We start from the raw sequence: 17,505 nt of genomic DNA, 5'->3' as shown, positions 1-17,505 counted from the left end.
TCCCGCCTTTGTCTAGCGCCCCCCCGGGCTGGCGCCCGGCCCTCAGTCGCCGAACAGGGCTGCGCAGGCGGTGCGGATGGCCTCGGTGACATGCACGCGGCCGTGATCGCGCCGCTCCAGCATGCCGATGGTGCGCACGGTGGGTTCGCCGCCGGCCCGCAAGGGCAGGATGCGCAGCGCGCGGTCGTCGCGCCAGCGGGCACGCTTGAGCAGCGGCACCACGGTCACGCCCACTTCCTGCCGGACCAGTTCCACCAGCGCCTCGATCGAGTTCAGTTCCAGATATTCGTTGGTGCGAAGGTGGGCGCGGCGCAACGCGCGTTCCACCAGCGCGCCGGTGCGCTGGCTACGGTCGAAGCGCAGGAACGGGTTGGCAGCGAGTGCCTGCCGCGCATCGTCGCCCTGACTTCCACGTGCCGCAATCGCCACAAGCGGCTCGTCATAGAGCGGGGTCCAGTGCAGCGTGCCGGCCAGGCGTGCCGAGCCCTCCACCACAAAGGCGGCGTCGAGCTCTCCGCTCTCCACCATGGCGGCCAGTTCGAACGACTTGGCGCCGATCAGCCTGACATCGAGCGCCGGATAGGTCCGCTTCATCTGCGCCACCACGTGCGACAGCCCGCCCATCACGGAAACCACCGCGCCCACCGCCACCGCCCCGGCCATCGCTTCGGTGTCGGCCAGCGGCACGCGCATGTCGTCGTAGAGCGCCAGCAGCCGGCGCGCCTGGGGCAGCAGCGCCCGGCCATCGGCATTGAGCACGGCCACCCGGCCGCTGCGGTCGAATAGCGGGCGACGCAACTCTTCCTCCAGCGACCGCATCTGGAGGCTGACGGCCGCCTGCGTCACCGCCACCTGGCCGGCGGCGGCGGCAAACGAGCCGTGTTCGGCCACGGCGACGAAGGTTCTCAGAAAGCGGATCGTGCTCATTGCTGGTGCATCTTTGAGGACGCGCACCGCAGGGCGGCAATCCTCAAGAATTTCTTGTCAATCAAGCAAGGAATATTAACTTTCATTGTAGGGGCGGGCGCGGAATAATTTGTGTTTTCCTGCTGCAGTTCCACGTCGCACCCATCCGTCCCGGAGACGCCACACATGAAATCCTGGCTACGCCATCTTGGCATCGGCCTTGCCACGAGCCTGACCCTTGCTGCCCCGTCGCATGCCGACACTTTTCCCAGCAAGCCGATCCGCCTGATCGTGCCGTTTCCGGCCAGCGGTGCCACTGACCTGCTGGCGCGCGCCATCGCCCAGAAGGTAGGCCAGAACCTGGGCCAGCAGATCGTGGTCGACAACCGGCCCGGCGCCGGCGGCGCCATCGGTTCGGACATGGCCGCCAAGGCCGCGCCGGACGGCTACACGATCCTGATCGCCACCACCAGCACGCATTCGATCGGGCCGTACATCAATACGCACCTGCCCTACAACACCGAAACCGACTTCACGCCGATTGGCCAGGTGGCCACCGCCACCAACGTGCTGGTGGTGCCCAACCAGCTGCCGGTCAAGAATGTCAAGGAACTGATCGACTACGCCAGGAAGCATCCTGGCGAGCTGAACTATGCGTCGAGCGGCAATGGCACCGTGGTGCACCTGACCGCCGAGGCCTTCAAGGCCCAGGCCGGCGTGTTCATCACGCACATCCCGTATCGCGGCACCGCGCTGGCCGTGCCCGACCTGATCTCGAACAAGGTGCAGGTGCTGTTCGACAGCATCGTGTCCGGCATGCCGCACGTGAAGGACGGCAAGCTCAAGGCGCTGGCCGTGACCAGCCTGAAGCGCTCGCCGCTGGCGCCGGACCTGCCGACCGTCAGCGAATCGGGCCTGCCGGGCTTTGAATCGGATACCTGGTTCGGCATCTATGGTCCCAAGGGCCTGCCGCCCGAGATCGTCAGCCGCCTGAATGCCGAGTTCAACAAGGCCATCCAGTCGCAGGACGTCAAGGACCGCCTGGCCAAGCTGGGCGCCGAACCGGTTGGCGGCACGCCGGCCCAGTTCGCCGCGATGGTGAAGAAGGACAGCGCACGCTGGGGCAAGCTGATCAAGGATCGCAAGATCCAGGTCGACTAAGCACAAGCAGGACAAGCGGGCGACAATGGCGTCGCCCTGCCGAGCACGACAACCAGGCAGCAAAGAGAGACACCATGCAGAACTTCAACTGGACCAATCCCTATCCCACCGTGCGCATTCCGCTGTTCGCGCGCAACGTGGTATCGACCTCGCATCCGCTGGCCGCGCAGGCCGGCCTGCGCATGCTGCTCAAGGGCGGCAATGCCGTGGATGCCGCCATCGCCGCTGCCGCAGCCATCACGCTGGTGGAGCCGGTGTCGTGCGGGCTGGGCAGCGATGCCTTTGCGATCCTCTGGGATGGCAAGGAACTGCATGGCCTGAACGCTTCGGGCGTGGCCCCGAAGGCCTGGAGCCCCGAATACTTCAAGAACAAGTACGGGGTGGACGGCAACGGACTGGCCAACCGGCCGATCCGCGGCTGGGATTCGGTGACCGTGCCTGGCGTGATCGCCGGCTGGGCCGCGCTGCACGAGCGATTCGGCAAGCTGCCGTTCGAGGACCTGATGGAGCCCGCCATCGAGATCGCCGAACGCGGCTACGCCGTGCCGCCGGTGGTGGCGCACAAGTGGGCCGCGGCCGTGCCGGACCTCAAGAGCCAGCCCGGCTTTGCCGACACGTTCATGCCCAACGGCCGCGCGCCGCTCGTGGGCGAAAAGTTCGTGTTCAAGAACGCCGCCGAGACGCTGCGCAAGATCGGCGCCACAAAGGGCCGCGCCTACTACGAAGGCGAGATCGCCGAGAAGATCGCCGCGTTCAGCCAGGAATGCGGCGCCGCGATGACGCTGGACGACCTGCGCAACTATCGCCCCGAATGGGTCAAGCCGATCAGCAAGTCGTATCGCGGCTACGACGTCCATGAGATTCCGCCCAATGGCCAGGGCATTGCCGCGCTGATGGCGCTGGGCATCCTGGACCAGTTCGACCTGGGCGCCCTGCCCGTGGATTCGGTCGATTCGCAGCACCTGCAGATCGAGGCGATGAAGCTGGCCTTTGCCGACCTGTACCGCTACGTGGCCGACCCGCGCAGCATGGAGGTCACCCCCGAGCAGATGCTGGACGATGCGTACCTGAAGTCGCGCGCCAAGCTGATCGACATGCAGCGTGCCACGCATTTCAACTTCGGCATGCCGCGCACGGGCGGCACGATCTACCTGACCGCCGCCGACGAGAACGGCATGATGATCTCGTTCATCCAGTCGAACTACATGGGTTTCGGTTCGGGCGTGGTGGTACCGGGCACCGGCATCAGCCTGCAAAATCGTGGCGTGGGCTTCTCGATGGACCCCAAGTCGGCCAATGTGGTGGAAGGCGGCAAGCGCCCGTTCCACACGATCATCCCGGCGTTCCTGACCAAGGATGGCCAGCCCGTGATGAGCTTCGGCGTGATGGGCGGCGACATGCAGCCCCAGGGCCATCTGCAGACCGTCGTGCGCATGCTCGACTACAACCAGCAGCCGCAGGCCGCTTGCTGCGCGCCGCGCTGGAAGGTCAACCGCGACTTCACGCTGGACGTTGAAGGCACCATGGACCCGACCACCGTGGCCGGCCTGAAGGACCGCGGCCACAAGCTCAAGTCGGTGGAAGACCCGTATATGGACTTCGGCTCGGGCCAGTTCATCTGGCGCCTGTCGGAAGACGCCGAGCAAGGCTACGTGGCTGCCAGCGACAGCCGCCGCGACGGCCAGGCCGTGGGCTTCTGACGCAACACCGCCGGACGTATCGATATCGTAGTACCGCAGTGGGTAACACCGTAGTGGATGTCCTGCGAGGCGCCACGGAACCATCCGTGGCGCCTTTTTTATGCCGCAGCGGTATCCGTGCGGCGTCAGTAGACCGGCAGGCTCAGGAACAGCTTGATGACCACGGCATTGACGATGTCGATGAAGAAGGCACCCACCATCGGCACGATCAGGAAGGCCAGGTGCGACGGGCCGTAGCGGTCCGTGATGGCCTGCATGTTGGCGATGGCCGTGGGCGTGGCCCCAAGGCCGAAGCCGCAATGGCCGGCGGCCAGCACGGCGGCATCGTAGTTGCGCCCCATGACCCGGAAGGTAACGAAGATCGCATAGGCGGCCATGGCGCCGGTCTGCACCAGCAGGATCAGCAGCATCGGCAGCGCCAGCGAGGTCAGTTCCCAGAGGCGCAGGCTCATCAGCGCCATCGCCAGGAACATCGACAGGCTCACGTTGCCCAGCACCGACAGCGCGCGATCGAAGACCGTGTACCAGCCCAGCAGCGCCAGCCCGTTGCGCAGCAGCACCCCGACGAACAGCACCCAGACAAAGGTCGGCAGTTCCAGCCAGCTGGCCTTGAACACGTCGCCCAGCGCCTGCCCCGCGGTCAGGCAGACCAGGATCAGCGCCAGGGTCTCGATCAGCGCCGATGCCGTGATCGGCCGCACCGCCTGGGGATTCTCGAAGTTGAGCACGCGGTCATCGCCGGCACCCACGCCCGGCTTGGTCACATTGCGCAGCAGGTAGCGCGCCACCGGGCCGCCGATCAGGCCGCCCAGCACCAGGCCGAACGTGGCGCATGCCACGCCAAGCTCCATGGCGTACGACATGCCGAACTGCTCCACAAACGTCTTGCCCCAGGCCGCGCTGGTGCCGTGACCGCCCGACAGCGCGATCGACCCGGCCAGCAGGCCGGTGGCCGGATGCAGGCCCAGCGCGCTGGCCAGCCCGACGCCGATCGCGTCCTGGATCACCAGCAAGCCCGCCACCGCGACCAGGAAGATGCCGATCGACTTGCCGCCCTGCTTCAGGCTGGCAAGATTGGCGCTCAGGCCAAGCGTGGCAAAGAAGGCCAGCATCAGCGGCGTCTGCGCGGTGGTGTCGAACTTCACCTGCACGTCGGCGGTAAAGCGGGCCAGGGCCAGGCATAGCGCCACGACCAGCCCGCCCACGACCGGCTCGGGAATGTTGAAGGTGCGCAGCGGCGTTGTGACGTGCAGCAGCTTGCGTCCGACCAGCAGCACCAGCGATGCCGCGACGAGCGTTTCGTAGTTGTTGAGTTCCAGCATGGCGAGCAACCGAAAAACCTCCATTCTTGGCGGCCTGCCTGCTCTCGCCAATCGCATTCCGCTTAAAGATGCGAAGCGGATGCCAAGCGCAACTGTTCCGTTGCACTTGCATGAAACTGTGCATGGCTTCGGGGCATCGCTTCCCTACACTATGTGGTTTCCCATCCACGCCCGCAAAACGCCCATGGCCACCTACGCATACCGAATCGTCAATGTCTTTGCCGAATCCACGTTCGGCGGCAATCCCCTGTGTGTGTTCGAGGATGCGCGCGGCATGGACGATGCCACCATGCAGGCCCTGGCCCTGCAGTTCAACCTGTCCGAGACGACGTTCGTCCTGCCGTCCGACAAGGCCAATGCGGCCGTCCGCATCTTTACGCCCGGCTACGAGATGCGCTTTGCCGGCCATCCGACGCTGGGCACCGCCCACGTGGTGCGCGACCTGGCGCAGACCGGCAACGCGCTGTCGCTGGAGTTCAAGGCCGGCGTCGTTCCCGTGACGGCCGTGGAAGACCGCTGGACGCTGACCGCCCCGCACCAGGGGGCGCCCAGGACGGCGCCGGCCGGCCTGCCCGATGCCGAGATGGCATCGCTGCTGGGCCTGCAGGCCGACGACCTGGCCGGCGCGCCGATCTGGGTCGATACGGGCGCCGACCAGCTGCTGGTGCCGCTGAAGACGCCCGACGCCGTGCGCCGCGCCCAGCCCGACAGCAGCCGCCTGGACCGCTGGCCGCAAAGCAGCCTGGGCCGCAAGACTGCCTACGTGTTTGCCTTCGATCCCGAACAGCCGGGCAAGGTGCTGGTGCGCTATTTCTTCACCAAGCAGGGCGGGGGCGTGGCGGAAGATCCGGGTACCGGCTCGGCGTGCGCGAACCTGGGGGGCTGGCTGGTGGCCACCGGCCACGCGCTGCCGGCCCGCTATGAAGTCGATCAGGGTGAATTCGTCGATCGACGATGCCGGCTGGACCTTGCCGTGACCGCCGACGGCGCAATCCGCGTGGGCGGCCGCGTGATCGAACTGGGTCGCGGCACGGTCAGTATCTGACTGCACAGATCATCGAACCTTCGGGGATGTGCGTCATACTGGCGCCTTCCTCTCCACGCCTACCCTTCGCAAACCGTCCCATGCCGTCGCACGACATCACTACGCTGGCCGACCTCGAGGCGCTCTACGCCGAGCCCGGCGCCGCCTCGTTGGCCAAGGAAGTCGACTACCTGCATCCGCACTACCGCGCCTTCGTCGAAGCCTCGCCGTTCTGCCTGCTGTCCACGATGAACAAACAGGGCGGCGACTGCTCGCCGCGCGGCGATGCGCCCGGTTTCGTGCAGGTGCTGGACGACCGCACGCTGCTGCTGCCCGACCGGCGCGGCAACAATCGCATCGACAGTCTGCGCAATCTCCTGGCCGACCCGCGCGTCGGGCTGCTGTTCCTGGTGCCCGGCGTCAATGAGACGCTACGCGTCAGCGGCACCGCTACCGTTTCGACGGACCCGGACCTGATCGCCCGCTGCATGATGCAGGACAAGGCGCCCACCACGGTGCTGGTGATCCGCATCCACTCGGTGTTTTTCCAGTGCGCGCGCGCCCTGCTGCGCTCGCGCCTGTGGCTGGCCGACGCGCAGGTGCCACGCGAGGCGCTGCCCAGCACCGGCACCATGCTGGCCACGCTGAGCCAGAACGCGATCGACGGCGCGGCCTACGACCGCGATCTGCCCGAACGCGTACGCACCACGCTGTATTAGGCCCCGGCCCGCCGGGCGATTAACGCGGTAGCCACACCGCCGCGTGCGTGCCCAGCGGCACCGACGGCAACGCCCAGTGGGCGGGCGTCTCCGACAGGTGCGCCGCGTGGCGCACCACGGTCAGTTCGCCGAAGCCCGACTCTTCCACTTCGAGCAGATCGGAAATTTCGTCGATATGCTGGTCCGGCACCGCCGCGCCATCCGGCACGCGCCCGAGGGTGCGCAGCCACTGCCCCACCTGCGCCAGCGATACGCGCACGTGCCAGCTGCCGCCTTCCACCGCGCGCCGATGCAGCGCCACCATTGCGCCGAACGCCAGCAGATAGCCCGAGGCGTGGTCCAGCACCTGCGCCGGCAGCGGCTTGGGCTCGGCGCTGCCGGCCGCCTGGGCTTCGTCGGTATTGATGCCGGTGGCGGTCTGCACCAGCGAATCGAAGCCCCGCTTGCCCGACCATGGCCCCACATGGCCGTAGGCGGACAGCGACACGTAGACGATGCCGGGGCGGGCCCGCGCCGCCGCCTCGGGTCCGGCGCCCAGTTCCGCCAGTCCATTGGGACGATAGCCCTGCACCACCACATCGGCACCGTGGAACAGCTTGTGCAGCGTGCGCTTGTCGTCGGCATCGCGCAGGTCAAGCTGGCATGACCGTTTGCCGCGGCCCGTGTCGATCACCAGCGACGGCATCGACGGCAGGTGCGCGGCCGTCACCAGCAGCACGTCGGCCCCATGCGCGGCCAGCGTGCGGCCGGCGACCGGCCCCGCGATGATGCGCGTGAAGTCCAGCACCCGGACACCGCTCAACGGCCGCGCATCGACATTGATCTCGGCATGGGGCCCGAACGCTGGCAGCGGTTCCGGCGGCGCGTCGCCGATCTTTTCGATGATCACCGGCGGCAGCCCCTGCAGCGCCTGGGCCTGCGGATGCCGCAGCCATTCGTCGAGCGAGCGCATGGCCGACACGACCATGCCGGCGTCCGATGCGACCGTCTCGAAATCCTCGGCCTTCCACCCCGACAGCGCCGCCCGTACGGCGTCCTTGTCATACGCGCATTTGAGTATCTTCAGGACGCCGTCGCGATGGTGGGGAAAATTCGTATGCAGGCGCACCCATCGGCCGTCCCCCGCCGGATACAGGCCGGCGATCTTGTCCCAGAGCTCGGGCGCCGGCCCGCCGTTGACGCGCAGGTAGCGTTCGCTACGGAACTCCGCCAGCGCATGGCGCATATCGACCGACACATCCTGCCAGCGGCCGGTGCGCTGGGCCCAGATCGCGGCCGCCGCCAGCGCGGACGCGCCCAGGCTGGCCTGCGCGGCGGTGCCGATGGCGAAACTGGACGGCAGGATGGGGTCCTGGCCGGTCAGCGTGACATGGGACAGCGCCTCGGGCGGCATGGCGGCGGCGCTCCACAGCGCGGCAAGCACGTCGGCGGGTGCCTGGTGGACGGCGGCGCGGCCGGGGCCGGCGGCGTCGGAGGGGTTCGTGGCGGAACTGGCGGCATTCATGGCATGTATTCCTGCGGCGGGAATGGAGGCGGCATGCGACGATGACGTCGCACGGAGCATGCGCGAGGCGGGTACGTAGCGCCGTACCGTGCCGTGGATTCTGCACCACTTTGGCCCGTTGCGCCGTGAGACGAATCCGAATTTCGTGACGCACCGCCGGGTTGCGCCGCAGGCACGGTAAAATCGCACCATTCGCCGGACTTTCCTCGCCATTCCAGCGCACCCAATCCAGGAACACCAGGAACGCGGCCGGGTCGATCCAGACCGGGCCGGTCCACCAGTTATCGAGCCGCAGGTGATGCGGCGCCAACATGAGCCACGACAACAAGCCTACCGACACGCCAGCCGCCTCCAACTTCCTGCGGAGCATCATCGACCAGGACCTCGCCGCCGGCACGTACGGCGGCCGCACGGACAAGCAGGGCGAGCCGCTGCCGACCGTCATCACGCGCTTTCCGCCGGAGCCGAACGGCTACCTGCACATCGGCCACGCCAAGAGCATTTGCGTGAACTTCGGCCTGGCCCGCGACTATGCCGGCCGCTGCCACCTGCGCTTCGACGACACCAACCCGGTCAAGGAAGACACCGAATACGTCGATTCGATCATCGACGCGGTGCACTGGCTCGGTTTCTCATGGGATGCCAGGCAGCCCGGCGGCGCGCCGCACCTGTACTACGCGAGCGACTACTTCGACCGCCTGTACCAGTTCGCCGAGACCCTGATCGAGCGTGGCGTGGCCTACGTGGACAGCCAGAGCGCCGAACAGATTGCCGCCAGCCGCGGCAATTTCTCGGAGCCCGGCAAGCCGTCGCCGTTCCGCGACCGCTCCGTCGAGGAAAACCTGAGGCTGTTCCGCGAGATGCGCGACGGCAAGTACGGTGACGGCGAGCACGTGCTGCGCGCGAAGATCGACATGGCCGCGCCGAACATCGTGATGCGCGACCCGGTGCTCTATCGCATCCGCCATGCCCATCACCACCGGACCGGCGACAAGTGGTGCATCTATCCGATGTACGACTTCACGCACTGCATCTCGGACGCGATCGAGAACATCACGCACTCGCTGTGCACGCTCGAATTCGAGAACAACCGCCCGCTTTATGACTGGGTGCTGGAACACCTGCGCGATGCCGGCGTCTTCGCCAGCCCGCTGCCGCACCAGTACGAATTCGCCCGCCTGAACCTGACGTATGCGATCACCAGCAAGCGCAAGCTCAAGCAGCTGGTGGACGAAAAGCGCGTGGACGGCTGGGACGACCCGCGCATGCCGACCATCGTCGGGATGCGCCGCCGCGGCTATACGCCGGAATCGATCCAGCTGTTCTGCGACCGCATCGGCGTGTCGAAGGCCGACAGCTGGATTGACATGAGCACGCTGGAAGGCGCCGTGCGTGACGACCTCGATGCCCGTGCCCCGCGCAGCGTTGGCGTGCTGGACCCGGTCAAGCTGATCCTGGACAACTATCCCGAGGGCCAGAGCGAGGAATGCTCGGCGCCGGTGCACCCGAAGCTGCCGGAAATGGGCCGCCGCGTGTTCCCGCTGTCGCGCGAGCTGTGGATCGAGCGCGACGACTTCACCGAGACCCCGCCGAAGGGCTATTTCCGCCTGTTCCCGGGCAACAAGGTGCGCCTGCGCTACGGCTACGTGATCGAATGCACGGGCGTGGACAAGGACGCCGACGGCAACGTGGTCGCCGTCCATGCGAACTACCTGCCGGAAACCAAGAGCGGCACGCCGGGCGCGGACAGCGTCAAGGTCAAGGGCAACATTCACTGGGTCAGCGCGGCGCATGCCTGCCCGGCCGAAGTGCGCCTGTACGACCGCCTGTTCAACGACCCGAATCCCGATGCCGGCGGCAAGAATTTCCTCGATGCGCTGAACCCGGACTCGAAGAAGGTAGTCACCGCCTACCTGGAACCGGGCCTGCGCGACGCCAGGCCGGAAGAACGCTTCCAGTTCGAACGTCACGGCTATTTCGTTGCGGACCGTACCGATTCGCAGCCCGGCAAGCCAGTGTTCAACCGCACGGTTGGCCTGAAGGACAGCTGGGGCAAGTGAGCATGGCACAGACGATTACGTTTCCGCTCGAGGGCGAGTTCATCGCCCTGAACGACCTGCTCAAGGTGGCTGGCGTCTGCGACAGCGGTGGCGCCGGCAAGGCGCTGGTCGCGGCCGGCGAGGTCTCGGTGGACGGTACGCCGGAGTCGCGCAAGACCGCCAAGATCCGTGCCGGCCAGGTGGTGGGCGTTGGCGGCGCTGACGGCGTTCGCATCAAGGTCGTCGCCGCCTGAACCGGCCTTGGGGCGCTCCACGGCCCCGGCACAAATGGAAAGGAGGCGGCGGCTCCTGCCGCCTCCGCACCGAAACACGCAAGGAGTGTTCATGCCGATCGCGTTCTGGTGTGTATTGCTGGCAGGCCTGATGCCAGTGCTGACTGTCTCCATCGCCAAGGCCGGCAGTCGTGCCGGCACGTTCGATAACCACGACCCGCGCGCGTGGCTGGAAAGGCAAAGCGGCCGCGCCCGCCGTGCGGACATGGCGCACCGCAATCATTTCGAAGCGTTTCCGTTCTTTGCCGCGGCGGTCTTCACGGCCACGCATCTGGCGGCGCCCCAGGCCCGCATCAACGAACTGGCCATGGTGTTCATCGTGGTCCGGATTCTCTACACGATCTGCTACCTGACCGATCGCGCCACGCTGCGGACGCTATGCTGGACGATTGGCTATCTGACGGTGATCGGCATTTTCCTGCTTCCCGTGTTCGTCCACTGAGCCACGGCCATGCCGACGCGACACCCTTCCCGTACCTCGCGCGCCCCGCTGGCCGCCCTTGCCACGCTCGCGGCCCTGACGGGCACGCCAGCCCTGGCGGCGCCCACGCAGTACACCGTCGATCCGACACACACCAGCGTCTATTTCGGCGTCAGCCACTTCGATCGCACCAGCGTGCGCGGCCGGTTCGGCAAGATCGACGGGCGTGTGATCTACGACCCGGCCACGGGTGCGGGGTCGATCGACTTCACGGTGGACACCGATTCGGTCGACAGCGGCAACCGCAGTCTCGACGGTGTGCTGCGCTCGGCCCAGTTTCTTGACGCCCAGACGTTTCCGGTGGCCCGGCTCCAGGCCAGCCAGTTTGTGACGGAAGGCGGCAAGCTGGTTGCCGTGGAAGGCACGTTCACCCTCCATGGCGTGGCCCAGCCCATCAGGCTCGAGGCCGACCGCTTCAGTTGCGGCCAGACCGTCCTGTTCGGTATCCGGCGCGATGTGTGCGGCGGTGATTTTCGCGCCACATTGTCTCGAAGCGCCTTTGGTATGACGCGTTTCCTGCCCGATGTTGGCGATAACGTCACATTGCAGATTTCGGTGGAAGCCACGCCGGCGGGGCCCGCGCCATAATTCAGAAAAAAGCGAGGCCGCGCGTTGCGATGACGGCCCAACGTCACCTTTTGGGACAAAATCTTCAGTAAAATCAGCGCCTTGCCTATTCCCATCCTGCCGCGTTTCGCCTAAGCAAACCCGGCTATCCGCGAGTCAAGATGAGCCTCATCTCCCTCAACGACGTCGTTTCGGCGTCGCTGGCTGCTGCCGGTGCGTGCCTGGCGTGCAGCTTTCCTGCCGATTTTCTCCGTCGCTTTCCGCTGTGGGCCTTCAAGACCTACGGCCGCGCGGCCCTGCTGCTGCCCCTGCTGACCGGCATGGTCGGCATCCTGCTGACGCGCCTGATTGTGGAAGGCAAGATCAACAGCGATGGCGGCCTGGCCCTGGTGGCCGCGGCGGCGTTCCTGGGGCTGGTGCTGGTATCGGCCATGCTGCGCTTCTGGCTGGGCGAATACCGCAAGTCCTGAGGACCGGCCCGGCCCGCCTTCCCGGGCCGTTTTGCTTGCCCCCGCCGTCTGAGCGGGCCGGCGCACATACCCGCGCCGGATTTCCATCGCGCCGCCGCGCGGATCACGTATGATTCCGCCTTTCGCGTGCCCGGCACCGTTGCCGGCGCGCGCCGCATTTCCGACCCCATGGCGCTCAAATCCACGATTTTCAAGGCCGAACTGTCCGTCTCGGACATGGACCGGCCGTACTACGGCAGTCACACGCTCACCATCGCGCAGCATCCGTCCGAGAACGATGCCCGCATGATGGTCCGCCTGCTCGCCTTTGCCTGCGAAGCCACCGAAACCATGGCGTTCACGCGTGGCCTGGACGAACCCGACGAACCGGACCTCTGGGACAAGTCCCTCACGGGCGACATCCTCCACTGGATCGACCTGGGCCAGCCCGACGAAACCCGCCTGAAGCGCGCGGCCGCGCGCGCCGACCACGTTACCGTCTATACCTATCAGAGCGCCAGCGCCCGCGAATGGTGGAAGGGCATGGCCGGCAAGGCCAGCAAGCTGCGCAACGTGACCGTCTACAATGTGCCGTCCGAAGCCGTGGACGCGCTGGCGCAGATGGCCCAGCGTGCCATGCGCCTGTCCGTGACCATCCAGGACGGCGACATCTGGGTCAGCGACGACGATCACAACGTGCAGCTGACGCGCGACGTGCTCCAGCGCGCCGACGACTGATCACACAGGCGGCCGTCGGTTCTATTTCCCGCCACACAGAAAAAGGAAGTTCGCGATGCATACCAATCCCTCCGGCCTGCAATACGAAGACACCATCGTCGGCTCGGGCGACGAAGCCACGGCTGGCAAGCACGTGACCGTGCATTACACCGGCTGGCTCTACGAAAACGGCCAACCGGGCCGCAAGTTCGATTCGAGCAAGGACCGCAATGACCCGTTCGTCTTCCCGCTGGGCGCCGGCCACGTGATCCGTGGCTGGGACGAAGGCGTGCAAGGCATGAAGGTCGGCGGCACGCGCCGGCTGGTGATCCCGGCCGATCTGGGCTACGGCGCGCGCGGCGCCGGCGGCGTGATCCCGCCGAACGCCACCCTGCTGTTCGAAGTGGAACTGCTGTCGGTCTGATTCCGGCGCACACCGCAAAAAACGGACGCCTCGGCGTCCGTTTTTGTTGGTGCGGGCCCCAAACGGTCAGAAACCGATGGCGGCGTTGCCCACGTCGATACGCACCTTGTCGCGGTCCAGCAGGCGCCCGGCATGGCGGGCAAAATCCTGCGCCCAGTCGGCGTTGCCGGCAAACCGGCTCTCGCCGGAGAACTTCGCGACATTAAGGATCTTGTCGATCACAAGCACCTTGCCCACGGGGCTCGATGCCTGGCAGTCCAGCTCGGCATATTCGCGGTCGAACCAGCGCCAGGCGGCATCCTCGGTGACCGCCGCCAGCTCGTTGTCGCCCAGCGTGAATTCAAATTCCTTGCCGCTGCCAAATACCACGGTCAGGGTGTGCGCCATGTGCGGGTTCTCCGAGATTCGCCGAGCGTTGAACGACAGTTGCCTGCGTTAGGGCCCCTATTGTAGTGACATGGCCCCCGATCCGGCCAATGCATCGGGCAGTCGCCCCCCTCACGACCGTTGCCTGCTGCACACACCTTGCACCCGATGTGTGGTTTGCTTGCGACGCATCAATGCGCTTTGGATTATTCTTTCAGCCATGGCCATTACAAGACAGGACCTCGAAGCAAACAGGCTGCGCACGACGCTGTGCAGCACGCCGGTCGCGTCTTCGCTGTTGCCCGAGGCCGATGTGGAGCGATCGCTGTGCCAGACGCTGGCCAGCCGGCCCGACACCCCCGGACTGGACGGCGACGTCTGGGTCTTCGGCTACGGATCGCTGATCTGGAACCCGATGGTGGTCCATACCGAAAGCCGCCTGGCCACCGTGCATGGCTACCACCGCGGCTTCTACCTGTATTCCAAAATCAATCGCGGCACCTGGGACAACCCCGGGCTGGTGCTCGGGCTGGACCGCGGCGGCTGCTGCACGGGCATGGTGTTCCGCATCCCGCGCCACGTCGTCGAGCAGGAATTCCGCGTGCTGTGGCGCCGCGAGATGATGACCGGCGCCTATCACCCGCGCTGGCTGCGCGTGAAGCTGGACGCCGCCCCTGGCGCGCCCGAACAGCGGGCACTCGCTTTCGTGATGAATCGCGAACATGCCGGCTACGCCGGCCGGCTGCCCGATGCGCGCGTCGTGGACTGCCTGCGCCACGCCTGCGGCCTGTACGGGCCGGCCCGCGAATATCTGCACCAGACCCTGCTGGGGCTGGCCACGCATGGCGTGGACGACCCCTACCTGGGCCGGCTCTGGCGCCAACTGCAGGAAAGCGACGCGGCCGAAGCCGCCAGCGACGCCTGCGCCGTCGCCACGCCGGTAGGCACTTCGGCCTCTGCGGCGACCTGCCCCGAGGACGCCGTGGCTGCCACGGCCCATCCCCACGAAACCGTCTGACCGAAGCCACTGCCGCCCATCATGACGCGCTCCCAGACCCGCCCCCGCCGCCAGGCACTCGCTGAAATGCTAGGGCTGATGGGATTGCTGATGGGTGGCGGACTGCTGGCGGGCCAAGGTGGCCAGACGCTGGCGCGCTCGATCGGCGGGCTGCGCGACGCATCGTCGCCGTCGGCACCGGCGCCGTATCCGTCGCCATCCCACCCGGCGGCACGCGGTGAAGGCATGTCCGCGCTCGACCGCAACCTGATCACGGCAGCCAGCATTGGCGATCTCGATCTGGTCAACCGGCTGATCAAGGCCGGCGCGTCGCTCCATGCCGTGGACGAACGCGGCCGCTCCGCGCTGCTGGCAGCGGTGTACAACCGCCGGGGCGACGTGGCCCGCGCGTTGATCATGGCCGGCGCCGACGTGAACCAGAAGGACGGCGAATCCAACAGCGCCTTCCTGCTGGCGGCCGCGACCAACCAGATCGATGTGGTGCGCCTGTCGCTGTCGCATGGCGCCGACACCCGCAGCACCGACCGCTACGACGGCACGGCCCTGATCGCGGCCTGCCAGCATGGCAATGTCGAAGTCGTAAAACTGCTATTGAAGGCAGGCGTGCCGGTGGATCGCATCAACCAGCTCGGTTGGACGGCACTGCTGGAAGCCATCATCCTCGGCGACGGCAGCGCCCGCTATGAAGAGATCGTGCAATTGCTGCTCGATGCGGGCGCCGATGCCAACCTGGCCGACCGGGAGGGCATCACCCCGTCGCGCCATGCGCGCGAGCGCGGCTACAAGTCGATGGTCAAGATGCTGATGCGGGCCAGGGGGCATTGACGGGCCGCCGAGGGGCTTGCATTTTGGCGCCCCTCGCCCGCCCGGCGGGAGAGGGGAGAACAACACACCCCGCTTACGCGGGCTGGCGCGCGTTTTCCGCTTCCTGCAGCTGGCGCCACATCACCTTGCCGGTGCCCGACTTCGGCAACGCCTCGACAAATTCCACCACGCGCGGGTACTTGTAGGCGGCCATGTTTTCCTTGGCCCATTCGATGATGTCCTCGGGCTGCGTCTTGCCCTTGGCGTCGGCGCGCAGCACCACCACCGCCTTCACCGTCTCGCCGCGATACTGGTCGCGCGTGCCGATGATGCAGGCCTCCTGCACGGCCGGATGCTTGTACAGCAGGTTTTCCACCTCGGCCGGCCAGACCTTGAAGCCCGACGCATTGATCATGCGCTTCAGGCGGTCGGTGATGAAGTAGTAGCCTTCTTCGTCCATGCGGCCCAGGTCGCCGGTGCGGAAGTAGGTCTGGCCTTCGAACTCGATGAACGCGTCGCGCGTGGCATCTTCCTTGCCCCAGTACCCCTTGAACACCTGCGGGCCGCGCACGATGATCTCGCCCACCTCGTTGGGCGGCATTTCCTGCAGCGTGACCGGGTCCACCACGCGCGCGTCGGTGTTGAACGTCGGCACGCCCAGGCACTGCAGCTTGGCGCGCTCGGACGGATTGCTGTGGGTCGGCGCCATGGTCTCGGACAGGCCGTAGCCTTCCAGGTAGCTCAGCCCGAACTGGGTCTTCAGGCGTTCGGCCACCGCCTGCGGCATGGCCGCGCCGCCGCCGCCGATGTAGCGCAGGCTGCTGACGTCGAAGGTCGCCAGGTTCGGGCTGCCCAGGAAGTCGATCACCATGGTGGGGATATTGGTCCAGTGCGTGACCTGGTAGCGCGAGATCAGGCGTCCGGCCACTTCGCGATCCCAGCGCGGCAGCATCACCACGGTGGCGCCGGTGTAGATCGGGCCGTTCATGCCGTACTGCATGCCGGTCACGTGAAACAGCGGCAGCACCGACAGGATCACCGATTCCGCACCGCTGCCCGACCACGTGGCACCGCCGATCACATTGTGCATCACCGAGCGATGGGTGTGGATGCAGCCCTTCGGGAAGCCCGTGGTGCCCGACGTGTACGGCATCACGGCCATGTCGTCGGGGCCTGCGGTATGCGGCCCCGGCTGCAGGCCGGCAGCCAGCGCCTGCGCCCACGGCGTGGCGTTGTCCGGCAACGGATGCTGCACGGTCAGCCAGGCGGGCGGCGCATCTTCGGGGAATTCGTGCGACGGCGGCAGCGCGTCGGCGTACTGCGTCACCAGCAGATGCTGCAGGCGCTGGTCGGCAGCCAGTTCGCCGTCGGCCTGCATCGCGCCGGCGGCCAGGTCTGCCGTGCAGATCGCCACGCGCGCGCCGGCATCGGTGATGTAGTGCTTGAATTCCTCGGCGCGGTTCATCGGATTGACCGGCACCACCACGGCGTCCGCCCGCAGGATCGCGTAATAGCTGACGATGAACTGCGGGCAGTTCTGCATGTACAGCAGCACGCGATCGCCCTTCTTCACCCCCGCCTTCTGCTGCAGCCAGCCGGCCATCGCCGTGGCCTGCGCCTCCAGCTCGCGGAACGTGATGGCGTTGCCGAAGTAGCGGATGGCGGCCTTGTCCGCATAGCGGTGTGCCGAAACTTCGAGGTTGTACCAGAGCGAAGTTTCCGGCAGCACGATTTCGGTCGGCACTCGCTTGGGCCAGAACTGAAAATGCGGACGGGCGGGCTTGGTGGTCATGGTGTCTCCTGCGGATGGCCCTCGAAGGGACCAGTTTCTGGAAAGCGCGGGTCTCGCGGGGTGGGCCCCGCGTAGTGGTCAAGCAATATAACTGAACGACCGTTCTATTTTCAACAGGAGGTTTTCCTACCCATCGCACCGCACCCCGGGCGGCGCCGGTTGCAATTTGGGGCTTCGTCCTCACAATAGGGGGAATCCGGCCACAGTGCTGGCCAACCC

General features: G+C 66.7%; 18 protein-coding genes. 13 read left to right on the top strand and 5 right to left on the bottom strand.

The window, feature by feature from the left end; translation table 11 throughout:
* Nucleotides 1–42: 42 nt before the first annotated feature.
* Complete coding sequence (locus tag AC24R4_RS21150) at nucleotides 43–927, bottom strand: LysR family transcriptional regulator (RefSeq protein WP_400392372.1); 885 nt, start codon at nucleotides 925–927, stop codon at nucleotides 43–45.
* Nucleotides 928–1,092: 165 nt separating this feature from the next.
* Between AC24R4_RS21150 and AC24R4_RS21145 the strand changes: the two genes are divergently transcribed.
* Nucleotides 1,093–2,067: a Bug family tripartite tricarboxylate transporter substrate binding protein gene (locus AC24R4_RS21145; protein ID WP_400392369.1), complete on the top strand. Its 975-nt coding sequence runs from the start codon at nucleotides 1,093–1,095 to the stop codon at nucleotides 2,065–2,067.
* Between the two features lie 74 nt (nucleotides 2,068–2,141).
* Nucleotides 2,142–3,767, top strand: coding sequence for a gamma-glutamyltransferase (ggt, locus tag AC24R4_RS21140; RefSeq protein WP_400392367.1), 1,626 nt, complete (start codon nucleotides 2,142–2,144; stop codon nucleotides 3,765–3,767).
* Between the two features lie 125 nt (nucleotides 3,768–3,892).
* Here ggt and gltS read toward each other — a convergent pair whose 3' ends face one another.
* Nucleotides 3,893–5,089: a sodium/glutamate symporter gene (gltS, locus tag AC24R4_RS21135; RefSeq protein ID WP_400392365.1), complete on the bottom strand. Its 1,197-nt coding sequence runs from the start codon at nucleotides 5,087–5,089 to the stop codon at nucleotides 3,893–3,895.
* Between the two features lie 184 nt (nucleotides 5,090–5,273).
* Here gltS and AC24R4_RS21130 point away from each other — a divergent pair, with 184 nt between their 5' ends.
* Both AC24R4_RS21130 and AC24R4_RS21125 read left to right on the top strand, forming a co-directional pair.
* Complete coding sequence (locus AC24R4_RS21130) at nucleotides 5,274–6,134, top strand: PhzF family phenazine biosynthesis protein (RefSeq protein ID WP_487523570.1); 861 nt, start codon at nucleotides 5,274–5,276, stop codon at nucleotides 6,132–6,134.
* A gap of 80 nt (nucleotides 6,135–6,214) precedes the next feature.
* Complete coding sequence (locus AC24R4_RS21125; RefSeq protein WP_487523569.1) at nucleotides 6,215–6,832, top strand: pyridoxamine 5'-phosphate oxidase family protein; 618 nt, start codon at nucleotides 6,215–6,217, stop codon at nucleotides 6,830–6,832.
* 19 nt (nucleotides 6,833–6,851) lie between these two features.
* Here AC24R4_RS21125 and AC24R4_RS21120 read toward each other — a convergent pair whose 3' ends face one another.
* Entirely contained in the window at nucleotides 6,852–8,336 is a 1,485-nt protein-coding gene (locus tag AC24R4_RS21120) for a CoA transferase (protein ID WP_487523568.1), read from the bottom strand.
* Nucleotides 8,337–8,647: 311 nt separating this feature from the next.
* Here AC24R4_RS21120 and AC24R4_RS21115 point away from each other — a divergent pair, with 311 nt between their 5' ends.
* The 7 genes from AC24R4_RS21115 to AC24R4_RS21085 all read left to right on the top strand — a co-directional run bounded on the left by AC24R4_RS21115 (nucleotide 8,648) and on the right by AC24R4_RS21085 (nucleotide 13,306).
* Nucleotides 8,648–10,396, top strand: coding sequence for a glutamine--tRNA ligase/YqeY domain fusion protein (locus tag AC24R4_RS21115; RefSeq protein ID WP_400395845.1), 1,749 nt, complete (start codon nucleotides 8,648–8,650; stop codon nucleotides 10,394–10,396).
* Between the two features lie 2 nt (nucleotides 10,397–10,398).
* Nucleotides 10,399–10,629, top strand: a complete 231-nt coding sequence (locus AC24R4_RS21110; protein WP_092594442.1) for an RNA-binding S4 domain-containing protein — start codon at nucleotides 10,399–10,401, stop codon at nucleotides 10,627–10,629.
* Nucleotides 10,630–10,720: 91 nt separating this feature from the next.
* Nucleotides 10,721–11,110 (top strand): MAPEG family protein, encoded by a 390-nt coding sequence (locus AC24R4_RS21105; protein ID WP_092594444.1) that lies wholly within the window; start codon nucleotides 10,721–10,723, stop codon nucleotides 11,108–11,110.
* 9 nt (nucleotides 11,111–11,119) lie between these two features.
* Nucleotides 11,120–11,737 carry a YceI family protein gene (locus tag AC24R4_RS21100; RefSeq protein ID WP_487523567.1) on the top strand — a complete coding sequence of 206 codons (618 nt, stop codon included), beginning with the start codon at nucleotides 11,120–11,122 and terminating at the stop codon, nucleotides 11,735–11,737.
* 140 nt (nucleotides 11,738–11,877) lie between these two features.
* The gene (locus tag AC24R4_RS21095) at nucleotides 11,878–12,186 is read left to right on the top strand and encodes a hypothetical protein (RefSeq protein WP_153945579.1); all 309 of its coding nucleotides are present in this window, start codon (nucleotides 11,878–11,880) and stop codon (nucleotides 12,184–12,186) included.
* 168 nt (nucleotides 12,187–12,354) lie between these two features.
* Entirely contained in the window at nucleotides 12,355–12,903 is a 549-nt protein-coding gene (locus AC24R4_RS21090) for a YaeQ family protein (protein WP_153945580.1), read from the top strand.
* Between the two features lie 55 nt (nucleotides 12,904–12,958).
* Entirely contained in the window at nucleotides 12,959–13,306 is a 348-nt protein-coding gene (locus AC24R4_RS21085) for an FKBP-type peptidyl-prolyl cis-trans isomerase (RefSeq protein WP_153945581.1), read from the top strand.
* Nucleotides 13,307–13,372: 66 nt separating this feature from the next.
* Here AC24R4_RS21085 and AC24R4_RS21080 read toward each other — a convergent pair whose 3' ends face one another.
* Nucleotides 13,373–13,693, bottom strand: a complete 321-nt coding sequence (locus AC24R4_RS21080; RefSeq protein WP_400392389.1) for a hypothetical protein — start codon at nucleotides 13,691–13,693, stop codon at nucleotides 13,373–13,375.
* A gap of 199 nt (nucleotides 13,694–13,892) precedes the next feature.
* Here AC24R4_RS21080 and AC24R4_RS21075 point away from each other — a divergent pair, with 199 nt between their 5' ends.
* The gene (locus AC24R4_RS21075; protein WP_400392391.1) at nucleotides 13,893–14,690 is read left to right on the top strand and encodes a gamma-glutamylcyclotransferase; all 798 of its coding nucleotides are present in this window, start codon (nucleotides 13,893–13,895) and stop codon (nucleotides 14,688–14,690) included.
* 21 nt (nucleotides 14,691–14,711) lie between these two features.
* Nucleotides 14,712–15,515 carry an ankyrin repeat domain-containing protein gene (locus AC24R4_RS21070; RefSeq protein ID WP_400392394.1) on the top strand — a complete coding sequence of 268 codons (804 nt, stop codon included), beginning with the start codon at nucleotides 14,712–14,714 and terminating at the stop codon, nucleotides 15,513–15,515.
* A 73-nt stretch (nucleotides 15,516–15,588) separates the two neighbouring features.
* Here the strand turns inward: AC24R4_RS21070 and AC24R4_RS21065 are convergent, their stop codons facing one another.
* Entirely contained in the window at nucleotides 15,589–17,286 is a 1,698-nt protein-coding gene (locus tag AC24R4_RS21065; RefSeq protein ID WP_400392397.1) for a long-chain fatty acid--CoA ligase, read from the bottom strand.
* Nucleotides 17,287–17,505 lie beyond the last annotated feature (219 nt).

The organism is Cupriavidus sp. CER-90 (assembly GCF_057652055.1).
Note: the sequence above shows the minus strand (reverse complement) of the source record. Positions and strands in the feature narration are given on the sequence as shown.